Source organism: Nesterenkonia salmonea, assembly GCF_005771525.1.
GTDB classification, from domain to species: Bacteria; Actinomycetota; Actinomycetes; order Actinomycetales; family Micrococcaceae; genus Nesterenkonia; species Nesterenkonia salmonea.
On the sequence record NZ_VAVZ01000038.1, the window covers coordinates 17,741 to 36,056 of the forward strand.

The window sequence follows — 18,316 nt, forward strand, 5'->3', positions numbered from 1 at the left end:
GTGGGGCCTTACTCTTTGACTCCTAACCAGTTGTGCCATCCACGGTGCAGCACCAGCCACGCGATAAGCCCAAAAGCAGCTTGGCCGGGGCGTCCCTCATTGGCGGTGAGGTCGCTACGCCACTGAGCATGGTCCACCAGCGGGGTGAAGACATCCACGTAGGTGTGACCGCGGCGCTCAGCAACATCCATATACGCGCGATTGAGTTCGCCGACACGTCTATTGTGATCCGCATCCAGCCCCGGTACAGGGCCCACCACGAAGCACCGAATTCCCTGCTGTGACGCGCGGTCAAGAATGTTCGCCAGATTCAGCCGAGCCCGGGCGGAGGACGCCGACCGAAGGTCCTTATCATTGAGAGTCACCAGTAGGTGCCGCTCGACGGCGTCGTCTCCAGCGATCGGGCCGAACCGTGACGCGGCCTCAGCTTCCCAACGTTTGGAGAGAGCCTCAACACCCTCCCCAGGGACCGCCAGTACGTAGGGCTCGAGCTGGATATCCTCCAGCGGTGTCTTCGACAGCACCCGACCTAACCAGCCGAGAGCCCGCGGATCCGCCGCAGGGGTCAGCAGCTCGTCGCCGACGGCCACTAACCGGACCCTCCGCGGAAGCGTCTCACCCTCCATCAGAGGTCCAGATGCGGAAAGGCTTGGGAAAGGAGCGTGTCGAGCTCCTTGGCGTGACGCTTAGCCTGTCCCACTGATGTGGCCGCAGACTCCGAACGCGCAACCAGCGAAAATTCCTGGGTCATCCGCGGGGCGAAGTTCATTCCGAAGAACGGCCACGGACCCTGGTTCTCTGGTTCGTCCTGAGCATAGACGAAGGTCTCTGCATTCGTGTACCTGTCAAGTTCCGCTTGGAGCGTCTCCACGGGCATGGGGTAGAGCTGCTCGAGGCGCACGATGGCAGTGGTCTCGTCCTCATGCTTGGTGCGCTTGGCGACAAGGTCGTAGTACAACCGCCCGGATACCACGAGAACTCGCTTGACCTTTGCGGGGTCAACATCACGGTCGGGGATGACCTCCTGGAATGTGCCAGTGGTGAAATCCTCGACAGAGTTCGCAGCAGCCTTCAGGCGCAGCAGCTGCTTGGGACTGAATACGATCAGTGGTCGACGAGGACGTGCCACTGCCTGCCGACGCAGCAGGTGGAAGACGTTCGCCCCTGTAGACGGCATGACCACTGTCATATTGTCCTCTGCGCACAGCTGGAGGAAGCGCTCTGGGCGTCCCGAGGAGTGATCCGGGCCCTGACCCTCGTACCCGTGCGGAAGCAGCATGACAAGTGAAGACCGCTGGCCCCACTTCTGCTCGGCGGTGGCAACAAACTCGTCGATGATGATCTGGCCACCGTTGACGAAGTCACCGAACTGGGCTTCCCAGAGCACCAGAGAGCTGGGGTTCTCTACGGAGTAGCCGTATTCGAATCCAAGCGCAGCGTATTCGGAGAGATGCGAATCGTAAATGAAGAACCGGCCCTGGTCATCAGTGAGGTTCTTCAACGGGTACCACTCGTCACCATTGACACGGTCGTGGAAGACCGCGTGACGCTGGACGAATGTTCCGCGACGGGAGTCCTGGCCGGACATCCGGACCGGAATGCCTTCCATGAGCAACGAACCGAAGGCCGCGATCTCCGCGAAGCCCCAGTCGATACCACCCTCGCGGGTCATCTTGGCGCGCTTCTCCAGCAGAGACTTCAGCTTGGGATGCGGTGTGAATCCCTCAGGGATGTTGGTGTGCACCTCACCGATATGGGCCAGCGTCTCACTGCTGATGGCCGTGTCATCGGGGGAGCGCTCTGGAGTCTCATCCTCTTCCTGGGAAGCGGTAGGAGCGACCGCACTGCTGGAGGACCCGCCACTGGATTCGACTGTGGAGACAGGTTGAGTTTGTGCGGCATGCGTTTCAGTGAAGACGCGTTCCAGGCGCTGGCGGTAGTCCGCCAGTGCCTGGTCGGCTTCTTCCTGAGTGATATCACCACGTCCAACCAGAGCCTCTGTGTACAGGCGGCGTGTGGTGCGTTTAGCCTCCACGAGGTTGTACATCTTGGGCTGTGTCATCGAGGGATCGTCGCCCTCGTTATGACCACGACGCCGGTAGCAGACCAGGTCGATGACAACATCCTTGTTGAACCGCTGACGGTAGCGGAACGCCAGCTGCGCAACGCGGGCCACCGACTCAGGGTCATCGGAGTTGACGTGGAAGACCGGGGCTTGGATGGCCTTCGCCATATCAGTGCAGTAGGTCATCGACCGAGCAGCAGAGGGTGCTGTGGTGAAGCCAACCTGGTTGTTGACCACCACGTGCACGGTGCCACCTGTGCGGTACCCACGCAGCTGCGACATGTTCAGCGTTTCCGCGACGACACCCTGGCCGGCGAAGGCGGCGTCACCGTGGATCAGCAGGGGCATCACTGAGAAACTGTTGAGGTTATCGGCACCGCGGTCCAGGCGGTCCTGCATGGCGCGCACGACGCCTTCGAGGACTGGATTGACGGCTTCCAGGTGAGAGGGGTTGGCGGCCAAGTACACCCGGGTGGTGTTTCCTCGGTCTGAGGTGAAAGAGCCTCGCGTGCCCAGGTGGTACTTCACATCTCCGGACCCTGAGCTGGAGCCGGCTTCCCGGCCTTCGAATTCGCGGAAAACCTGGGCGTACGTCTTGCCTGCAATATTGGTCAGCACATTGAGCCGCCCACGGTGGGCCATACCGATCGCGACCTCATCGAGGCCCTCATCGGCGGCACCGGACAAGATGGTGTCCAGTAGTGGAATGAGAGCCTCTCCGCCCTCGAGGGAGAATCGTTTCTGGCCAACGAATTTCGTCTGCAGGAACGTTTCGAACGCCTCGGCAGAGTTGAGCCGTCCGAGGATTCGGAACTGCTCGTCCCGGCTTGGCTTTGTGTACGGGTGTTCGATCTCTTCCTGGAACCAGTCCCTTTCCTCCGGGGACTGCAGGTGCATGTACTCGACACCGGTGTTGCGGCAGTAAGTATCCCGCAGCACGCCCAGAATGGACCGCAGCGGCAGCGACTGTTTGCCTCCGAAACCACCTGTGGGCCATTCCCGATCCAGGTCCCACAGGGTCAGACCATGGTTCTCGATGTCCAGGTCGGGGTGAGCGCGCATCTTGTATTCCAGGGGATCCACTGAGGCCATGAGGTGTCCACGCACCCGGTAGGAGTGGATGAGCTGTTGAATGCGAGCGACCTTGTTGATCTGCTCTTCAGGATTGACCTGAATATCTGCCGACCAGTGAATGGGCTGGTAGGGGATGCGCAGAGCTTCGAAGATCTCCTCGTAGAAATCGTCTCGGCCGAGCAGAAGCTCGTGAATTGTCTTCAGGAATTCACCAGAGCCAGCGCCTTGGATCACGCGGTGGTCATAGGTGGAGGTCAGCGTAATGACCTTGGAGACCGCCAGGTTGTTCAGCGTCTTCTCCGAGGCACCCTGGAACTCTGCTGGGTACTCCAATGCTCCGACACCGACGATGACAGCCTGGCCTTTGGACAGGCGTGGGACCGAGTGGACCGTCCCGATACCGCCGGGGTTGGTCAAGCTCACGGTTGTTCCCGCGTAGTCTGAGGGGCTCAGCTTATTGTCGCGGGCCCGCTTGACCAGATCGTCATAGGCCGCCCACCACTCGGTGAAGCTGAGCTGCTCAGCGCCCTTGATGTTGGGCACGATCAACGCACGGGTACCGTCTGGGCGAGGCATATCGATAGCCAGACCGAAGTTCACATGCGCCGGGTGAATGGCCGTGGGCTTGCCGTCGATGACGTCATAGGTGACGTTCATGGAGGGGTTTTCCCTCAGTGCCTTCAGCATTGCGAAGCCGACCAGGTGAGTGAAGGAGACCTTCCCGCCCCGGGTGCGCTTGAGGTGATTGTTGATCACGGTCCGGTTATCGATGAGCAGTTTGGCAGGCACTGCTCGAACCGTGGTGGCTGTGGGCACCTCCAGGGAGGCGTCCATATTTGCTGCGATCGCCTTGGAAATGCCCTTGAGTACCTTATGCTCGTCCTCTTTGGGTTTCTCCGACGTGGTGTCGGAGGCCTCAGCTTTGGAAGGTTCCGAGGGAATTGGGCGTGTGGGGTCAGCCCGGCGTGTGGCGGGCTGGCTGGGAGCCTGCGGCTTCGTCTCCGTTTTGGAGGTCTTCTCGCCCTTGGGCTTCTGCGCGCTTTCGGGCTCCGCGGGCTTGGCAGTCGCCGGAGTCGTCTCGTCCTTCGACGGCTTCTGATTCCTCGCGGTGGGCTCAGAGTCGACGCTTTCCCGGGGTGCTTTCTCGGCGGCGGCGTCGTCCTTCTTCGCAGGCTTATCACCCTGTGAAGCACCATTGGCGGCACCGTTGGTCGACTCAGACTCCAGGCTGCGGAAGATGTCCGCCCATTTGCGGTCTACCGAGTCTGGGTCTTCGAGATATTTGTCATATATGTCGGCGACCAACCATTCATTGCCGGGAAATTCTTCCGCGAGACGGCTGGACGTTAGCTCTGGCACTGTGGATACGCCTCTTCCATTGTGATCTGGTTGCCGGGCACAGCGTCGTGCCTCAGTGGATCATTCGCACTCCAGCATAGTGACTTTCTGGTGGTAGTTGCCACCGTTCGCGGTATCGTGTCCGTGATGGAACTGATGAATGACCCTGGCTACGACCTCACCTACGCGGATGTGTTCCTCATTCCGTCGCGTTCTCAGGCCTCTTCGCGCTTTGATGTAGACCTCTCTGCAGGTGACGGAACGGGGAGTTCGACTCCTTTGATTGCGGCGAACATGACAGCTGTCACGGGACGACGCATGGTGGAAACTATGGCCCGCCGCGGCGGTCTCGGGGTGCTCCCTCAGGATGTGCCGACTGAGATCATCCGCGAGGTCACAGAGTGGGTAAAGACACGCCATCCCGTGTTGGAAACTCCGCTGAAGGTCACCGGAGCAGACACCGCATTGGATGTGCTCCACCTTCTCGATAAGCGCAATCACGGTGCCGTATGTGTCCTGGACGAGGCAGGGCAGCTGGCAGGAGTGGTCACAGCAGCTGACACGGTGGGCGTCGACAGGTTCTCCTCCGTTGCCTCCGTAATGCGTATGCCGCAGGTTCAGTTCACCCATCGGGACCTTTTTGATAACGACGACGCCGCCTCAGCCGCCGTCCTTGAGCCGGCCTTCGCTGCCATGCAAGCTGCCGGAACGAACTACGCGCCGGTGACAACAGCTTCCGGGGAGCTGTTGGGGGTCCTCACACGGGCCGGAGCCCTGCGCTCAACCATCTACCGGCCGAACGTTGATGAGTCTGGACGTCTGAAAGTGGCAGCGGCGGTTGGTATCAATGGTGAGGTGCGCGCCAACGCTGAGGCGCTCCTTGAAGCGGATGTTGATGTCCTGGTGGTCGATACTGCCCACGGGCACCAGGAGAAGATGATTGAAGCGCTGAACGAAGTGCGCCGGGCGGTGGAATCCACCTCACGCCGCGTGCCGATCGTTGCAGGCAATGTGGTCACCGCAAGCGGCACCCGCGAGCTGGTCGAGGCTGGCGCTGACATTGTGAAAGTCGGCGTGGGCCCCGGGGCGATGTGCACCACCCGCATGATGACCGCAGTGGGCCGTCCGCAGTTTTCCTCGGTCCTGGAGTGTGCCGGCGCCGCTCGTGAGCTGGGCGCTCATGTGTGGGCCGACGGGGGAGTGCGGTATCCACGGGATATCGCCCTCGCCCTGGCTGCGGGGGCCTCACAGGTGATGATTGGATCCTGGCTGGCCGGCACCTACGAATCCCCGGGTGACCTCCTTACAGCCGCCGATGGCCGGCGCTATAAGGAGAGCTATGGAATGGCATCTGCGCGCGCCGTGCAGCACCGCACCTCAGCGGAGTCAGCGTTCTCACGGGCCCGCAAGGGCATGTTCGAAGAGGGCATCTCCACCTCCACCATGTTCTTGGACCCCGCTAGACCTGGTGTTGAAGACATTGTGGACTCCATCACCGCAGGAGTCCGCTCCTCGTTCACCTACGCGGGTGCCCGCACCCAAGAGGAGTTCAGGCAGCGCGCTGTGGCCGGAGTTCAGTCAGCTGCAGGATACGAGGAAGGCAAACCCGTCCCGACCGGCTGGACGCAACGCTAAAGACCTTGTGTGCGGAACGTGATGTTCGAAGCGTCGGTGTAGAATCTGAATTCTTATGGAGTATCGACAACCCGGCTTGCACCGGACTGACTTTTTCTCTCTCATCAGCTCTCTGCGGAGGTGCTTCCGCTAAGTGGAGTGGATCCTCCTTCTAGTCGGCATCCTGCTGATCCTCGGCAACGGCTTCTTCGTCGCCGTTGAATTCGCCCTCGTAGCGCTTGATCAACCAACGGTTCAGCGTGCCATCGATCTTGGCGATAAGCGCGCGATCCCGCTGATGAAATGCCTTAAATCTCTGTCCACCCAACTTTCCAGCTGTCAGTTGGGCATCACCCTGAATACCTTGCTGATCGGCTATGTGACCGAGCCTGCCTTAGGCAGCCTTCTGGAACCAGTGATGGAAGCCGTCGGTGTTCCGGATGCTGCGGCGTTCGGAGTGTCGCTGTTCGTCGCCATGCTGATCGCCACACTGGTCACCATGCTCATCGGTGAACTGGTGCCCAAGAACCTCGCGGTCGCGGAGTCCTTCCGCATCGGTCGGGCGCTGGCGCGTCCTCAGCTGATGTTCACCACAGTGTTCAAACCTCTGATCATTGTGCTCAACGGGTTCTCGAACAAGGTCCTGAATCGGTTTGGCCTTGAGGTCAAGGAGGAACTCTCCGGAGCCCGCACACCCGAAGAGCTTTCTGCGATGGTGCGCCGCTCAGCGAGCCTGGGAACTTTGGATGAGCAGGCTGCCACGTTCCTGGACCGAACCCTGCGGTTTTCGGAGCAGACAGCGACCGATGTCATGACCCCGCGCCCGCGCATGGTGACTATTGATGCCGATGCTTCACTGGATGAGCTGATCGTCACCGCCCGGCGCACAGGCCACTCACGCTTTCCGGTGCTGGGCGAGTCGGGAATCGATGAGGTTCGCGGTGCCGTCCACGTGAAGAAAGCCGTGGCCGTGCCGCGCAGCAAACGCGAACCACTTGTAGCCGCCACGCTGATGAGCGAGGTGACTCGGGTGCCGGAGACCATCCACTTGGATGCTCTGATATCAGAGCTCCGGAGAGCTCCCCTGCAGATCGCCGTGGTGGAGGATGAATACGGCGGCACCGCGGGTGTTGTCACCCTGGAGGATCTCGTGGAGGAAATCGTCGGCGAGGTTGCNGTGGAGGATGAATACGGCGGCACCGCGGGTGTTGTCACCCTGGAGGATCTCGTGGAGGAAATCGTCGGCGAGGTTGCTGATGAGCATGACGCGCTTACCCCTGGAGTCCTGCAGTCCGCTTCAGGGGAGTGGTACTTTCCCGGACTGATGCGTCCCGATGAGATCAACGCTCAGATCCTCGAACTGAACATCCCTGAAGATTCGGCCTATGAGACGGTGGCCGGATTCATCCTCTACGAACTGGGCAGGGTCGCGGCTCTGGGCGATGAGGTGGAGTTCGCCGCCGGGCGCCTGAGGGTTGTCGGCATCGACGGTCGACGCATCGACCGGGTGAAGTTCGTTCCAGATGTGGAGTCGCGTCGAGCTGCTCTTCAGGCGCACACTGAGCGCGTTCAGAAGCTCGCGGAGGAACGTGCCGAGCGTCAGAGGACTGGTGGACGATGACCTCGGATCTGTTCGGGCTTGTGTGGCTCGTGGTGCTGTTGGGCGGAAACGCCTTCTTCGTGGCCGGTGAGTTCGCGGTGCTTTCCGCCCGGCGCAGCCAAATCGAGCCCAAAGCGGACGCCGGTTCCAAACGGGCCAAGACAGCCCTCTACGCGATGGAACATGTCAGCCAGATGCTGGCCATTGCGCAGCTTGGCATCACGGTCTGCTCACTGCTGCTGCTGCTCATGGCGGAACCAGCGATTCACCATATGCTGGCCGTGCCGTTCGAAGCACTGGGCGTGCCCGATGCGGCCAGCTACGCGGTCAGTCTGGTGATCGCGCTCATGCTGGTGAGCTTCCTCCACGTGACCTTCGGCGAGATGGTGCCGAAGAACTTCGCCGTGTCGGTCGCTGACCGTGCAGTCCTGCTGCTGGCACCACCCCTGGTGCTCCTGTACAGAATCTTCATGCCGGTCATCTGGATGCTGAACAGCTTCGCCAACCTGGTGCTCCGCGCATTCCGGGTCACGCCCCGGGATGAAGTGATTTCAACGTTCACCCTGGATGAGCTGGAGTCCATTGTGGCGGAGTCCAAACGCGGTGGAACCGTCACCGACGACGCCGGCATCATCGCCGGTGCCCTGGACTTCACGGAGCACACGGCGGAGGAGATCATGGTTCCCGTTCAGGAACTGGTCACCGTGCCCCAGGAGGTGACTCCCAAGAAAGTCGAGAAAGCCGTGGGGCGCACCGGATTCTCCCGGTTTGTGGTCGAGTCCGACTCGGGAGCCTACTCGGGGTATTTGCATCTGAAGGATGTGATGGCTCTGCCAGAGGCCTCTGTGAACTCTCCTATCCCCGTCACCGTGGTGCGCTCCCTGGGCAATATGCGCACCGCCGATGACCTGGACAGTTGTCTTGCTGCGATGCAAGCCTCAGGTTCGCACCTGGCACGCGTGATGGATGACTCAGGCACCACAGTGGGGATCCTCTTCTTGGAGGACATTTTGGAAGTTCTCGTCGGGGAAATTCATGACATCACCCAGGCGCGAGACAGCCGAAGGCAGCACTCAGTGGATAACGCTTGATTTTGAGAACAGTTTTCAACAAATGTACTGTGGAGCCATGCGAAAATCTCCTCTTGCCGCTGCTGCGTGCGCCGGTGTTCTGCTGATTTCCGGTTGTGGAAGTCAAGAGCAGGGCAGTGCTGTGCAGGCTGATGACGCCGCCGTCGAGGACACAGGGTTGACTGTTGTGGCCTCGATTGATGTCTACACTGACCTGGTCCAAGGTATCGCCGGGGACACTGTGGAGGTGGATCCGATGGTCGATTCCACCGCGGTGGATCCGCACTCCTATGAAGCCACCCCGCAGGACCGCTTGGCCGTGGAAAATGCCGATGTCATCATCGCCAACGGCGGCGGCTACGACGCTTTCATGACCCTGCTGGCCTCTTCCGCAGATAAAGAAGAGCAGCTCTACCAGCTGATACCAGGGGAGAACTGGCACTCTCATGAGTTCGACGGCACATGGGAGAACGAGCACATCTGGTATGACTTGGACCGGATGAGCGAATTCGTCCTGGACTTCGCCGACCACCTAGGTGAGCTCGCTCCGGAGAATGCAGAGTTCTACACAGAGAATGCGCAGGCCCTGGCGGGAGACATCGACGACCTCGCTGAACGCAACCGCCAACTTGATGCAGAGGGTCTCAACTACTTCGCCACCGAGGCAGTCAGCGGTTTTCTGCTCGATGACACCGGATTCGACAATGTCACGCCCCTGGAGTTCCTCAATGCCGTTGAGCATGGAGATGATGTCTCCCCAAGACTGTACTCTGAGGCGTTGGACCTAGCGGAGGAGATCGACCTCCTATCTTTCAACCCACAGACTGAAACCCAGCAGGCGGCACGTATCCGTGACGCTGCCGAGGACGCGGACGCCGTCGTGGTGGAATTTACGGAGACTCTTCCGGAAGACGCTGACGGGTTCCTGGACTGGATGGACGCCAATATCGACATTGTCGAGGATGCCCTGCAGGAGATCCGTTGACGGAGCCGGCACTGCGACTGGACTCTGCCACTGTCCGGTTCGGGGCCCGGACTCTCTGGTCGGACGTGAACTTGTCTCTGGACAGGGGCGAGTTTCTGGCCGTTCTGGGACCAAACGGTGCTGGTAAGTCCACATTTCTGAAAGTCCTGCTCGGTCTGCAGCGGCTGAACTCCGGAACAGCCCAGGTCCTGGGGAAGCCCGTGCGGCGTGGCTCCCACCAAGTGGGGTACATCCCACAGCACCACCAGCTGGAACTGGAAACCCCACTGCGAGCTAAGGACCTTGTGGCCATGGGGCTGGAAGGTCACAAATACGGCATTCCATGGGTCAGCCGGAGGTCACGGGCGCGTATTGATGAGCTCATTGACCAGGTCGGAGCCGCAGAGTACGCGCAACGTCCGGTGGGTCTCCTCTCCGGAGGGGAACAGCAGCGTCTGCGGGCGGCTCAGGCGCTGGCAGGTAACCCAGGACTGCTGCTGTGCGATGAACCCCTGCACTCCCTTGACCTCAATCACCAACGCGCCATCACGGAACTGATCCGCAGTCAGGCTGTGGACCGCGGAGCAGCGGTGGTGTTCGTCACCCATGAGATCAATCCGGTCATCAAGCACGTCGACCGCGTCCTGTACTTCGCTCGCGGTGACCACAGAATGGGAACCGTTCAGGATGTGATGCGCTCAGAGGTGCTCTCCGAGCTCTACCAGTCACCGGTTGAAGTCATCGAACACAAAGGCAGGCTCGTCGTGATGGGCGAGCATTCAGAGGGGGTTCACCATGATTGAGCGAATCGCCTCGTCATTCAGCACCGACAACTACTGGGAGCTCTTTCAGCTGGTGCAGAACTCTGTGCTGACGGCTGCAGTCCTGGGGCTGATGGGCGGCATCATCGGCGTGTTCATCAACCTGCGCCGGGCTGGGCTGGTCGTCCACGGGATCGCAGAGATCAGCTTCGCCGGTGCAGCACTGTTCCTGCTGATCGGATTGGACGTGGTGCTGGGTTCAACCCTTGGTGCCGTAGCGGCAGCGGCGCTGATCGGGATCCTGAGCATCCGGGATCGTGAAGTCAGCGCTGTCACGGCTGTGCTCATGCCTTTCGGCATGGGGCTGGGCATTCTGTTCCTGTACCTATACCAGGGACGGACCGCCAACCAGTTCGGACTGCTCACCGGGCAGATCGTCGGCGTCGATGATATTCAGACACGTACCCTGATCTCGGTGGCTGTGGTCATCAGCGTCATCCTGATCCTCATTTGGCGGCCTCTGATGTTCTCCTCAGTCGACCCCCAGCTTGCCGCGGCCCGCGGAGTCCGCGTCAACCTCCTGACGATCATCTTCATGGTCCTGCTCGGAGGGGCCGTGGCGATGAGCGTGCAGGTCGTGGGAGCGCTGCTGGTCCTGGCACTACTGGTGGTCCCGAGTGCGGCGGCTCTGAAAGTGGCGCGCCGCCCCTTGATAGTGGTGCTGCTCTCCTGCGGATTCGCCCTATTCTCAGCTGTTGCCGGGATCATGATCGCCATCATGGGCACAGTGCCGATCAGCCCATACATCACCACGATCAGCTTCCTGATCTACGTGGTGTGCCTGCTCGTGGGCAGACGTCAGCGCGCGCGCATCTCTTCTGAGACTGCCGCCGCAATGAGCTGAACGGTGCGCCGGCCGATGAGGTCGGCATCATGGTCCAGCGGAGCGACATGCCTACTTCGGCGCAAAATTACTTCATGGGTCTGTGGGACACGCCGTTTCAGCAGTGTCGCGGAGCCTGAACCGACAATATTGTCGATTGGTGAACGCAGCAGCAGAACTGGGGTGCCCCGCTCTGCGAGTCGTGGAAGTGCACTCCGGGCCTTCGCGAAGAGCCGGTCCAGCTCTCCCACGGCGCGGAGTGGGGTGACCGGATAGGCTTCTTCGACAGTGTCCGGTTTGGCGATATCGCCGGCAATCGCAGTAATTGTGGGTTTGAACCGCCATATGGCTCTGGCCAACAGGCCCGTTCCTGGTGTCAGGCGGAGCCCAGGATTGATGACGACGACGCCAGCCGCTTCTCTTTCTGCGCCAACCCACAATGCCAGCGCACCCCCCATGGACAGGCCCACGGGGACGACCACGTCACAGCGAGCCGCCAGCCGGTCATAGGCGGCCGATACCGCCTCGAGAATCGCATGGGCTGGCGTTGAGGCGAGATCTTGCCACTGAGTACCGTGCCCGGGAAGCAGCGGCAGCTCCAGGTCGTAGCCAGCATCTGCGACAGCATCTGCCACAGGTCTCATCGACTCCACTGTGGAGGTGAATCCATGGAGGACAAGGGCACCTGCTGTTGGCTCCGCCATCGTCCTCACCGCTGACCTAGGCGGCGGAACAGTTCTGGCACAGTCCGTAGACCTCCAGCGTATGCCGAACTTCAGTGAATCCGTTCTCTGCCGCCAGCTTGCTGACCCAGGTCTCCATATCCGGTGCCTCGAACTCTACTGCGAGTCCGCAGTTGCGGCAGACCAGGTGATGGTGGTGCTCCTGGCCTGCGCAGAGTCGGAAGATGGCCTCCCCATCATCGGGACGCAAAACATCCAGCAAACCCTCTTCCTGATGGGTCTGCAGCACACGGTAAACCGTAGCCAGGGAGACTTTTTCTCCACGGTCGCTGAGGATGCGGTGAAGATCCTGGGCGGAGACAAAGTCTTCCAGCTCGCTCAGGACAGCCCACACCGCACGCTTCTGGCGGGTGGATCTGCCCTTCACCTGAGTAGTTGAGATGCTTGTGCTCATGGTGCGATAAGGGTAGCAGGGAACCCTGTTCACGGGTTTAGAAGGGGCTATAGGGTGGATCGTATGACTACTGTTTTCAGCAAGGTGATCGACGGCGAGTTCCCGGGCCGATTCGTGTGGCAGGACGAACACTGTGTCGGATTCCTCTCCATAGCGCCCCTGGCCTACGGGCATACGTTGGTCGTGCCGAGGGCGGAAGTGGACCGTTGGACCGATGCAGACCCTCAGCTGATGGCACATCTCAGTACTGTGGCGCACCGCATCGGTAAGGCCCAGGTGGAGGCCTTTGGCTCCGCTCGCGCAGGTCTGGTCATCGCCGGCTATGAGGTACCGCACCTCCACCTGCATGTATGGCCTTCAAATTCCATGGCAGACTTCGACTTCTCGCAGGCCATGGAGGACCCCGATCCTGCGCAGATGGATCAAGCGGGTGAGAAACTGCGCGTGGCACTGCGTCTCATGGGTGACGCGGAGAACGTGCCCGCAGAGGACCACTGATGGACGGCGGTATCAGCCTGCTTATCACCGGACTGGCACTGGCGCCCGCCGTGTTGATGCTGCACATGATGGCTGCGCAGGTGAAGTCCGGGAAACTCACACGCAACTACGTGTGGGGGCTGCGAACACGCAAACTGCAGTCCTCGGATGAAGCCTGGGACATTGGCCACAGGGCAGCTCAACCGCATCTCTATGCCCTGGCCTACTGGACCTACGGAGCCATGGCGGCATGTGTCCTCGGTGCCCTTGTCGTACGCAGTGAGGAGGCAGCGGGGGTCTTCATCATGGTGGTCATCGGCGGTTTCACGGCTGCAGTGCTAATTCATGCATGGCGGGCAGTCGTGGTTGCGCACCGGGCGGTTGATCAGAGGCTGGAGCTTGCGGAGCAGCTGGTCGGGAGCAACCGCGCCGGCTCCTAGCGTCCGGGCCGGACGAATCCTGTTCGCGCCGCCTGCACCGACGGCCGTATGACGCAGTCGTAGGTGTGATCATTGAGCAGTCCCATGGACTGCATGAAGGCGAACACCGTGGTGGGGCCAAGGAATGCCCAGCCGCGCCGTTTCAGCTCCTTGGACATGGCTACTGACGCAGGCGAGATGGAGACCGTCTGAGGTGGCTCCGTCTCCTCCGAGGTTGGCTCATAGGACCAAGTGAAGGCGGCGAGTGAGCCTTCGCTCTCGATCAGCCTCTCAGCGGCACGAGCATTGCCGATCACCGCAGCGATCTTGCGCCGGTTCCGCACAATACTGGCGTCCTGAACCAGCCGTGCGGCGTCGCCGTCATTGAATCTCGCCACGGTGGGGATGTCAAAGTCGCTGAAGGCTCGCCGGAAGGCCTGACGCTTGTGCAGGATGGTGCGCCAACTGAGCCCGGATTGGAAGCTCTCCAGGCAGAGCTTCTCGAAGAGCCGCTGATCACTGTCCACCGGGAAACCCCACTCTGTGTCGTGGTAGGTGAGCATCTCCCCACTCGCGGCGCTCCACGGGCAACGGGGCTGTACATCAGAGCCGGTTCCCGCATTGGAGGTCATGGGGAGTCCCATCCGGCGTGTTTGATAGCGCGCCGGATGCGTTTGATGCTCACCGTCTGAGCCGTGCCCAGCTGCTGGGCGAACAGGTTCACCCGCAACTCCTCGATCATCCACTTCACATCGGCAAGCGCGGCAGGCAGGGGGAGCTGCTCAGGCACAGCTTCCACAGCGGCGTCGTACTCATCCTCCACCTCTTGGATCTGCTGCATATCTGTGGTGTCGCGTGCCACGCCCTGCCCCGCCTCCAGCCGGTCCAGCCGCAGGTGCATCGCTTTGAGGTACCGGGGAAGGTGCCGCATCTGCGCAAAACCAGTACTGGTGACGAACCCAGGGAAGACCAGCTGCTCGACCTGCGCCTGCATGTCTGCTACGGCCGGGCGCAGCGCTGCTGACTTCACCGCGGACAACCGTGCCCGAAGCTCAGTGTTCAGTGTGAGCACTTGCGCCAGGAGATCAGTAAGAGTCAGCACCGTCTCGATCAGCTCGGCTCGAGCATGCCGGGAAAGCTGCTCAAAGTCCTCGGCCGTGAACGGCAGGTCGGTCGGCACCAAATGATCCAGCACGGCCGTGGTCGACTGTCTCACCAGGTCTTCCACATCGCCGAACTGCCCGAACGCCAGCCGCTCACGGTTGCTCAAATGCTCCACCACATAGCGCTGAGGGGAGGGCAGCACGGACCGTAGGAGCACGACGACGCCGAGTCGGTGGGTGCGCGCCTGTTCAGTAGGGGATTGGGTGATGGTGAGTCTCACCCCGTCCTGGCCTGTGGAGTCAGCAGGATCCGGGGTGAGCGCCGGGTAGCCGGTGATCTGAAGCCCTTCGGAGGTGCTGGTGACCTCCTGGTCGATAGTTCCGAAAGTCCAGGAGGTTTGGTGGCGTTGGGAAAGATCGACCCCTAGCGATGCGGTGCCCGGAGCTTTCGGCGCCTTGGCCGGTGAGCGCGCGGTCTGGCTGCTGACTGAACGGCCGATCGCCTCACGGTTCTCCCCGCTGAAGCGAACCTGCAACTCCGTCAGATCGAACCCAGAGTCCAAGACTCGGCCACGGTCACTGACCACGGCGAAGGTGAAACGCAGGTGATCCGGCAGAGCCTCAAAGTCCAAGTCTGCCGGCTCCACCACCACACCCTTGAGCCTCCTCAAGACTGTGGCAAGTGCTGCCCGCAGAGGCCCGGAGGCGGCGTCGTACTCCTGCTCCACCTGATGACAGGCCTGGGCCGCTACATCCGGGGCGGGCACAAAGTTCCTCCGCAACTGCTTGGGCATCGACCTGATCAGTGCCGTGATCATCTCGGTCCGCCGGCCGGGGATGAACCACTCGAACCGGGCAGGATCCAATTGGTTCAGAAACAGCACCGGGATCCTGACCGTCACGCCCGCCTCATAGGCGTAAGTGAGTTCCAACTTCAGGCCATCGTGGTCAAAATGCTCCGGGAAGGCATCCAAATCCACCTGCTCAGCCTCGGGGGCCATCAGCGTGGAATCCGGCAGATCCAATAGGTCAGGGGTCTGGTGGCGCTGCTTCTTCCACCAGACGTCGAATGCCTGCTGAGACGTGACGTGCCTAGGAAGGCGCTCAGCGAAGAATTCGATCAGGTGATGGTCGGCAGCACGCAGATCCTTGCGCCGTGTCCTGTCCTCCAGCTCGGCGATCTCTTTGAACCGGGCCCGGTTGCGTTTGTCGAAGTGATGACGGGTGTTCCAATCGCCCTCCATTAACGCGTGGCGAATAAACTCTTGAGTCGCGAACTCCGGATCGATCTTTCCGTAGAGGACGGACCGGTCGGCGATAATCGGAACACCGAACAGAGTCACCCGCTCGGTAGCGACCACCGCGCCACGCTTTGAAGACCAGACAGGCTCGGTGTAGCTGCGTTTGACCAGATGCTGGCCGAGCTCCTCCGCCCAGGCCGGTTCTACCGCCGCGACCCCTCGCGCCCACAGCCGGGAAGTCTCGACCAGTTCTGCGGCCATCACCATATCGGGGTTCTTCTTGAACAGGCCCGAACCGGGAAAAATAGCGAACCGGGCTCCGCGTGCGCCGAGGTATTCGCGGGTCCTGGGGCTGTAGAGCCCCAGGTGGCTGAGCAGACCGGCAAGCAGAGACTTGTGGATCTCATCATGCTTGGCCACATGCTCCACCGGGTCTCTGGTGCGCACACGGCGGCTGGAGAGTTTTCCCTGCTGGGCGAGCTCGCCGAGTTGATGCACCAGGTCCTGCCACTCGCGGATGCGCAGCCAGTTCAAATACTCGCGTCGGCACAGTTTCCTGAACTGGCTGGAGGAGAGCTCCTTCTGCTTTTCGCCGATGTAGCGCCAGAGGTTCAGCAGTGCAGAAAAATCGGACTTATCGTCAGCGAACCGGGCGTGAAGCTGATCTGCGGCGTCTCGGTGCTCTGCGGGGCGCTCGCGGACGTCCTGGATGGAGAGCCCGGCAGCCAGAACGGTGACCTCCGTAAGGCACCCCCTGCTGGAGGCCTCCACCATCATTCGCGCCAAACGTGGGTCCACCGGCAGTTGAGCGATCCGACGGCCAGTTGGCGTCACGCGTCCGGAGCGTTCAAGTGCGCCGAGTTCGGACAGGAGGCGGACGGCGTCGTTGACGGCCTTGGCCTCCGGTTTCTGAACGAATGGGAAGTCCAGCAGCTCCTGGGGAGTCTTGGTGATACCCATCGAGGACATCTGCAGCAGGACACTGGCTAAAGAGGTGCGCAGGATTTCCGGGTCCGTGAACTCCGGGCGTGATTCAAAGTCTTCCTGGGCGTAGAGCCTGATGCAGATACCGTCACTGGTGCGTCCGCACCGTCCGGCCCGCTGGTTGGCGCTGGCTTGACTGACCGGCTCGATGGGGAGTCGCTGAACTTTCGTGCGTGTGGAGTATCGGGAGATACGCGCGGTACCAGTGTCGATCACGTACTTGATCCCTGGAACCGTCAGCGAGGTTTCGGCCACATTGGTGGCCAGGACGATTCGACGCCGCCCTCCCGGGTTGAACACGCGCTTCTGTTCCTGCAGCGATAACCTGCCGAACAGGGGGAGAATCTCCGTTCCGCTCAGGCGCCGGTGGCTCTTGGTGGTCTCTGCCAGTGCCTCGGCGGCGTCGCGAATTTCCCGTTCACCGGGGAAAAACACCAAGATGTCACCGTCTGGTTCAGCGCTGAGTTCCACCACGGCATCGCATATGGCATCGAGTTCGTCCCGGTCCTCGGACTGGTCGGTCCCGTCCTCCGCGCTGGCTTCGACATCGACCACCGGCCGGTAGCGCACTTCGACTGGATAGGTGCGGCCTGAGACCTCAATGATGGGGCAGTCGTCGAAGTGCTCACTGAAACGCTCAGGGTCAATGGTTGCCGATGTGACAATGACCTTCAGATCGGGTCGCTGGGCGAGAATCCGTTTCAGGTACCCGAGAATCACGTCGATGTTCAGACTGCGCTCGTGTGCCTCGTCAATGATGATGGCGGAGTACTTCCGCAGTAACGGATCGCGTTGGATCTCTGCCAAAAGGATGCCGTCGGTCATCAGTTTGACTGAGGTGTCCTGCCCAACCTCTGCTGTGAAGCGGACCTGGTACCCAACGGTGCTGCCGATTTCCGTGCCGAGCTCATCAGCGAGCCGCTCAGCCACCGAGCGTGCTGCGAGACGGCGTGGCTGGGTGTGCCCGATGAGTCCGGAGTCATGCTGGCCCAATTCCAGGAGCATTTTGGGCAGCTGGGTTGTTTTTCCCGAGCCTGTTTCTCCGGCGATGACCACCACTTGGTGCTCGCGGAGTGCCTCGAGGATTCTGGGGCGCTCACTGCTGACCGGCAGGTGCTCGGGATAGTTGAGGTTCTCAGCTGTGAAGGCGGGGGAGAGGGGGGAGGTCACGGACATATCTTCCAAAGTCTATCGGTCAGCCGGATTAGGAACTTGTGCACTGATCGGGTTAGGATAATTTTCGCTGTTTTTGAGCAGTTTGAGGTCCCCAGGGGCTCGGAGAAATCCGGGATAACGGGGGCCATTGCGCGAGTGGCGGAATTGGTAGACGCGCTGGCTTCAGGTGCCAGTGCCTTCACGGGCGTGGGGGTTCAAGTCCCCCCTCGCGCACAGTTTGATCGGACAAGGTGGGGTCTAGAACTTTCAGGTTCTGGGCCCCACCTTTTTGTCTTCAGCTCTGCCCCCGACCTCGGGTTATAGGCAGAAATGTGGGGTTATAGGCAGAAATGTGTGTATGGCCCGGGCGTGTTGGCCCTTTTCTAGTGGGTTCTGCCGGCCCATCCTGATCGGTTCCAGAGTCCTTCTTC

14 protein-coding genes and 1 tRNA gene are annotated in these 18,316 nt (G+C 61.1%); 9 read left to right on the top strand and 6 right to left on the bottom strand.

The window, feature by feature from the left end; genetic code table 11:
* Positions 1-8: 8 nt before the first annotated feature.
* Both FEF26_RS12535 and FEF26_RS12540 read right to left on the bottom strand, forming a co-directional pair.
* The gene (locus tag FEF26_RS12535) at positions 9-626 is read right to left on the bottom strand and encodes a GDSL-type esterase/lipase family protein (RefSeq protein WP_138253883.1); all 618 of its coding nucleotides are present in this window, start codon (positions 624-626) and stop codon (positions 9-11) included.
* Positions 626-4,498, bottom strand: a complete 3,873-nt coding sequence (locus FEF26_RS12540; RefSeq protein ID WP_138253884.1) for a multifunctional oxoglutarate decarboxylase/oxoglutarate dehydrogenase thiamine pyrophosphate-binding subunit/dihydrolipoyllysine-residue succinyltransferase subunit — start codon at positions 4,496-4,498, stop codon at positions 626-628. Before FEF26_RS12540 ends, FEF26_RS12535 begins: the two co-directional genes overlap by 1 nt.
* Before the next feature lie 126 nt (positions 4,499-4,624).
* On the opposite strand from FEF26_RS12540, the gene guaB1 reads away from it, so the two are divergent.
* The 6 genes from guaB1 to FEF26_RS12570 all read left to right on the top strand — a co-directional run bounded on the left by guaB1 (position 4,625) and on the right by FEF26_RS12570 (position 11,390).
* Positions 4,625-6,112, top strand: a complete 1,488-nt coding sequence (guaB1, locus tag FEF26_RS12545) for a GMP reductase (RefSeq protein WP_138253885.1) — start codon at positions 4,625-4,627, stop codon at positions 6,110-6,112.
* Positions 6,113-6,245: 133 nt separating this feature from the next.
* Entirely contained in the window at positions 6,246-7,712 is a 1,467-nt protein-coding gene (locus FEF26_RS12550; RefSeq protein WP_138253886.1) for a hemolysin family protein, read from the top strand.
* Positions 7,709-8,782, top strand: coding sequence for a hemolysin family protein (locus FEF26_RS12555; RefSeq protein WP_138253887.1), 1,074 nt, complete (start codon positions 7,709-7,711; stop codon positions 8,780-8,782). The genes FEF26_RS12550 and FEF26_RS12555 overlap by 4 nt, the downstream gene beginning before the upstream one ends.
* Positions 8,783-8,819: 37 nt before the next feature.
* A complete protein-coding gene (locus tag FEF26_RS12560) occupies positions 8,820-9,746 on the top strand; it encodes a metal ABC transporter substrate-binding protein (protein ID WP_166433029.1) in 927 nt (308 codons plus the stop codon).
* Positions 9,743-10,528, top strand: coding sequence for a metal ABC transporter ATP-binding protein (locus FEF26_RS12565; RefSeq protein ID WP_243730573.1), 786 nt, complete (start codon positions 9,743-9,745; stop codon positions 10,526-10,528). Before FEF26_RS12560 ends, FEF26_RS12565 begins: the two co-directional genes overlap by 4 nt.
* Positions 10,521-11,390 (top strand): metal ABC transporter permease, encoded by an 870-nt coding sequence (locus FEF26_RS12570; RefSeq protein ID WP_138253889.1) that lies wholly within the window; start codon positions 10,521-10,523, stop codon positions 11,388-11,390. Before FEF26_RS12565 ends, FEF26_RS12570 begins: the two co-directional genes overlap by 8 nt.
* On the opposite strand, the gene FEF26_RS12575 is transcribed toward FEF26_RS12570, so the two are convergent.
* Complete coding sequence (locus tag FEF26_RS12575; RefSeq protein WP_138253890.1) at positions 11,345-12,073, bottom strand: alpha/beta hydrolase; 729 nt, start codon at positions 12,071-12,073, stop codon at positions 11,345-11,347. The two genes, FEF26_RS12570 and FEF26_RS12575, sit on opposite strands and share 46 nt — an antisense overlap.
* Positions 12,074-12,089: 16 nt before the next feature.
* The gene (locus FEF26_RS12580; protein ID WP_138253891.1) at positions 12,090-12,506 is read right to left on the bottom strand and encodes a Fur family transcriptional regulator; all 417 of its coding nucleotides are present in this window, start codon (positions 12,504-12,506) and stop codon (positions 12,090-12,092) included.
* Positions 12,507-12,569: 63 nt separating this feature from the next.
* On the opposite strand from FEF26_RS12580, the gene FEF26_RS12585 reads away from it, so the two are divergent.
* On the top strand, positions 12,570-13,004 hold the full coding sequence (locus tag FEF26_RS12585; RefSeq protein ID WP_138253892.1) for an HIT family protein: 435 nt from the start codon (positions 12,570-12,572) through the stop codon (positions 13,002-13,004).
* Positions 13,004-13,423 carry an SdpI family protein gene (locus tag FEF26_RS12590; RefSeq protein ID WP_138253893.1) on the top strand — a complete coding sequence of 140 codons (420 nt, stop codon included), beginning with the start codon at positions 13,004-13,006 and terminating at the stop codon, positions 13,421-13,423. Before FEF26_RS12585 ends, FEF26_RS12590 begins: the two co-directional genes overlap by 1 nt.
* On the opposite strand, the gene FEF26_RS12595 is transcribed toward FEF26_RS12590, so the two are convergent.
* Together FEF26_RS12595 and hrpA are read right to left on the bottom strand one after the other, a co-directional pair.
* Positions 13,420-14,046, bottom strand: a complete 627-nt coding sequence (locus tag FEF26_RS12595) for a DNA-3-methyladenine glycosylase I (protein WP_341805150.1) — start codon at positions 14,044-14,046, stop codon at positions 13,420-13,422. The genes FEF26_RS12590 and FEF26_RS12595 overlap by 4 nt on opposite strands.
* Complete coding sequence (gene hrpA, locus FEF26_RS12600) at positions 14,031-17,906, bottom strand: ATP-dependent RNA helicase HrpA (RefSeq protein ID WP_138253894.1); 3,876 nt, start codon at positions 17,904-17,906, stop codon at positions 14,031-14,033. Before hrpA ends, FEF26_RS12595 begins: the two co-directional genes overlap by 16 nt.
* 129 nt (positions 17,907-18,035) lie before the next feature.
* Between hrpA and FEF26_RS12605 the strand changes: the two genes are divergently transcribed.
* Positions 18,036-18,119 (top strand) — tRNA-Leu (locus tag FEF26_RS12605).
* Positions 18,120-18,316: the final 197 nt, after the last annotated feature.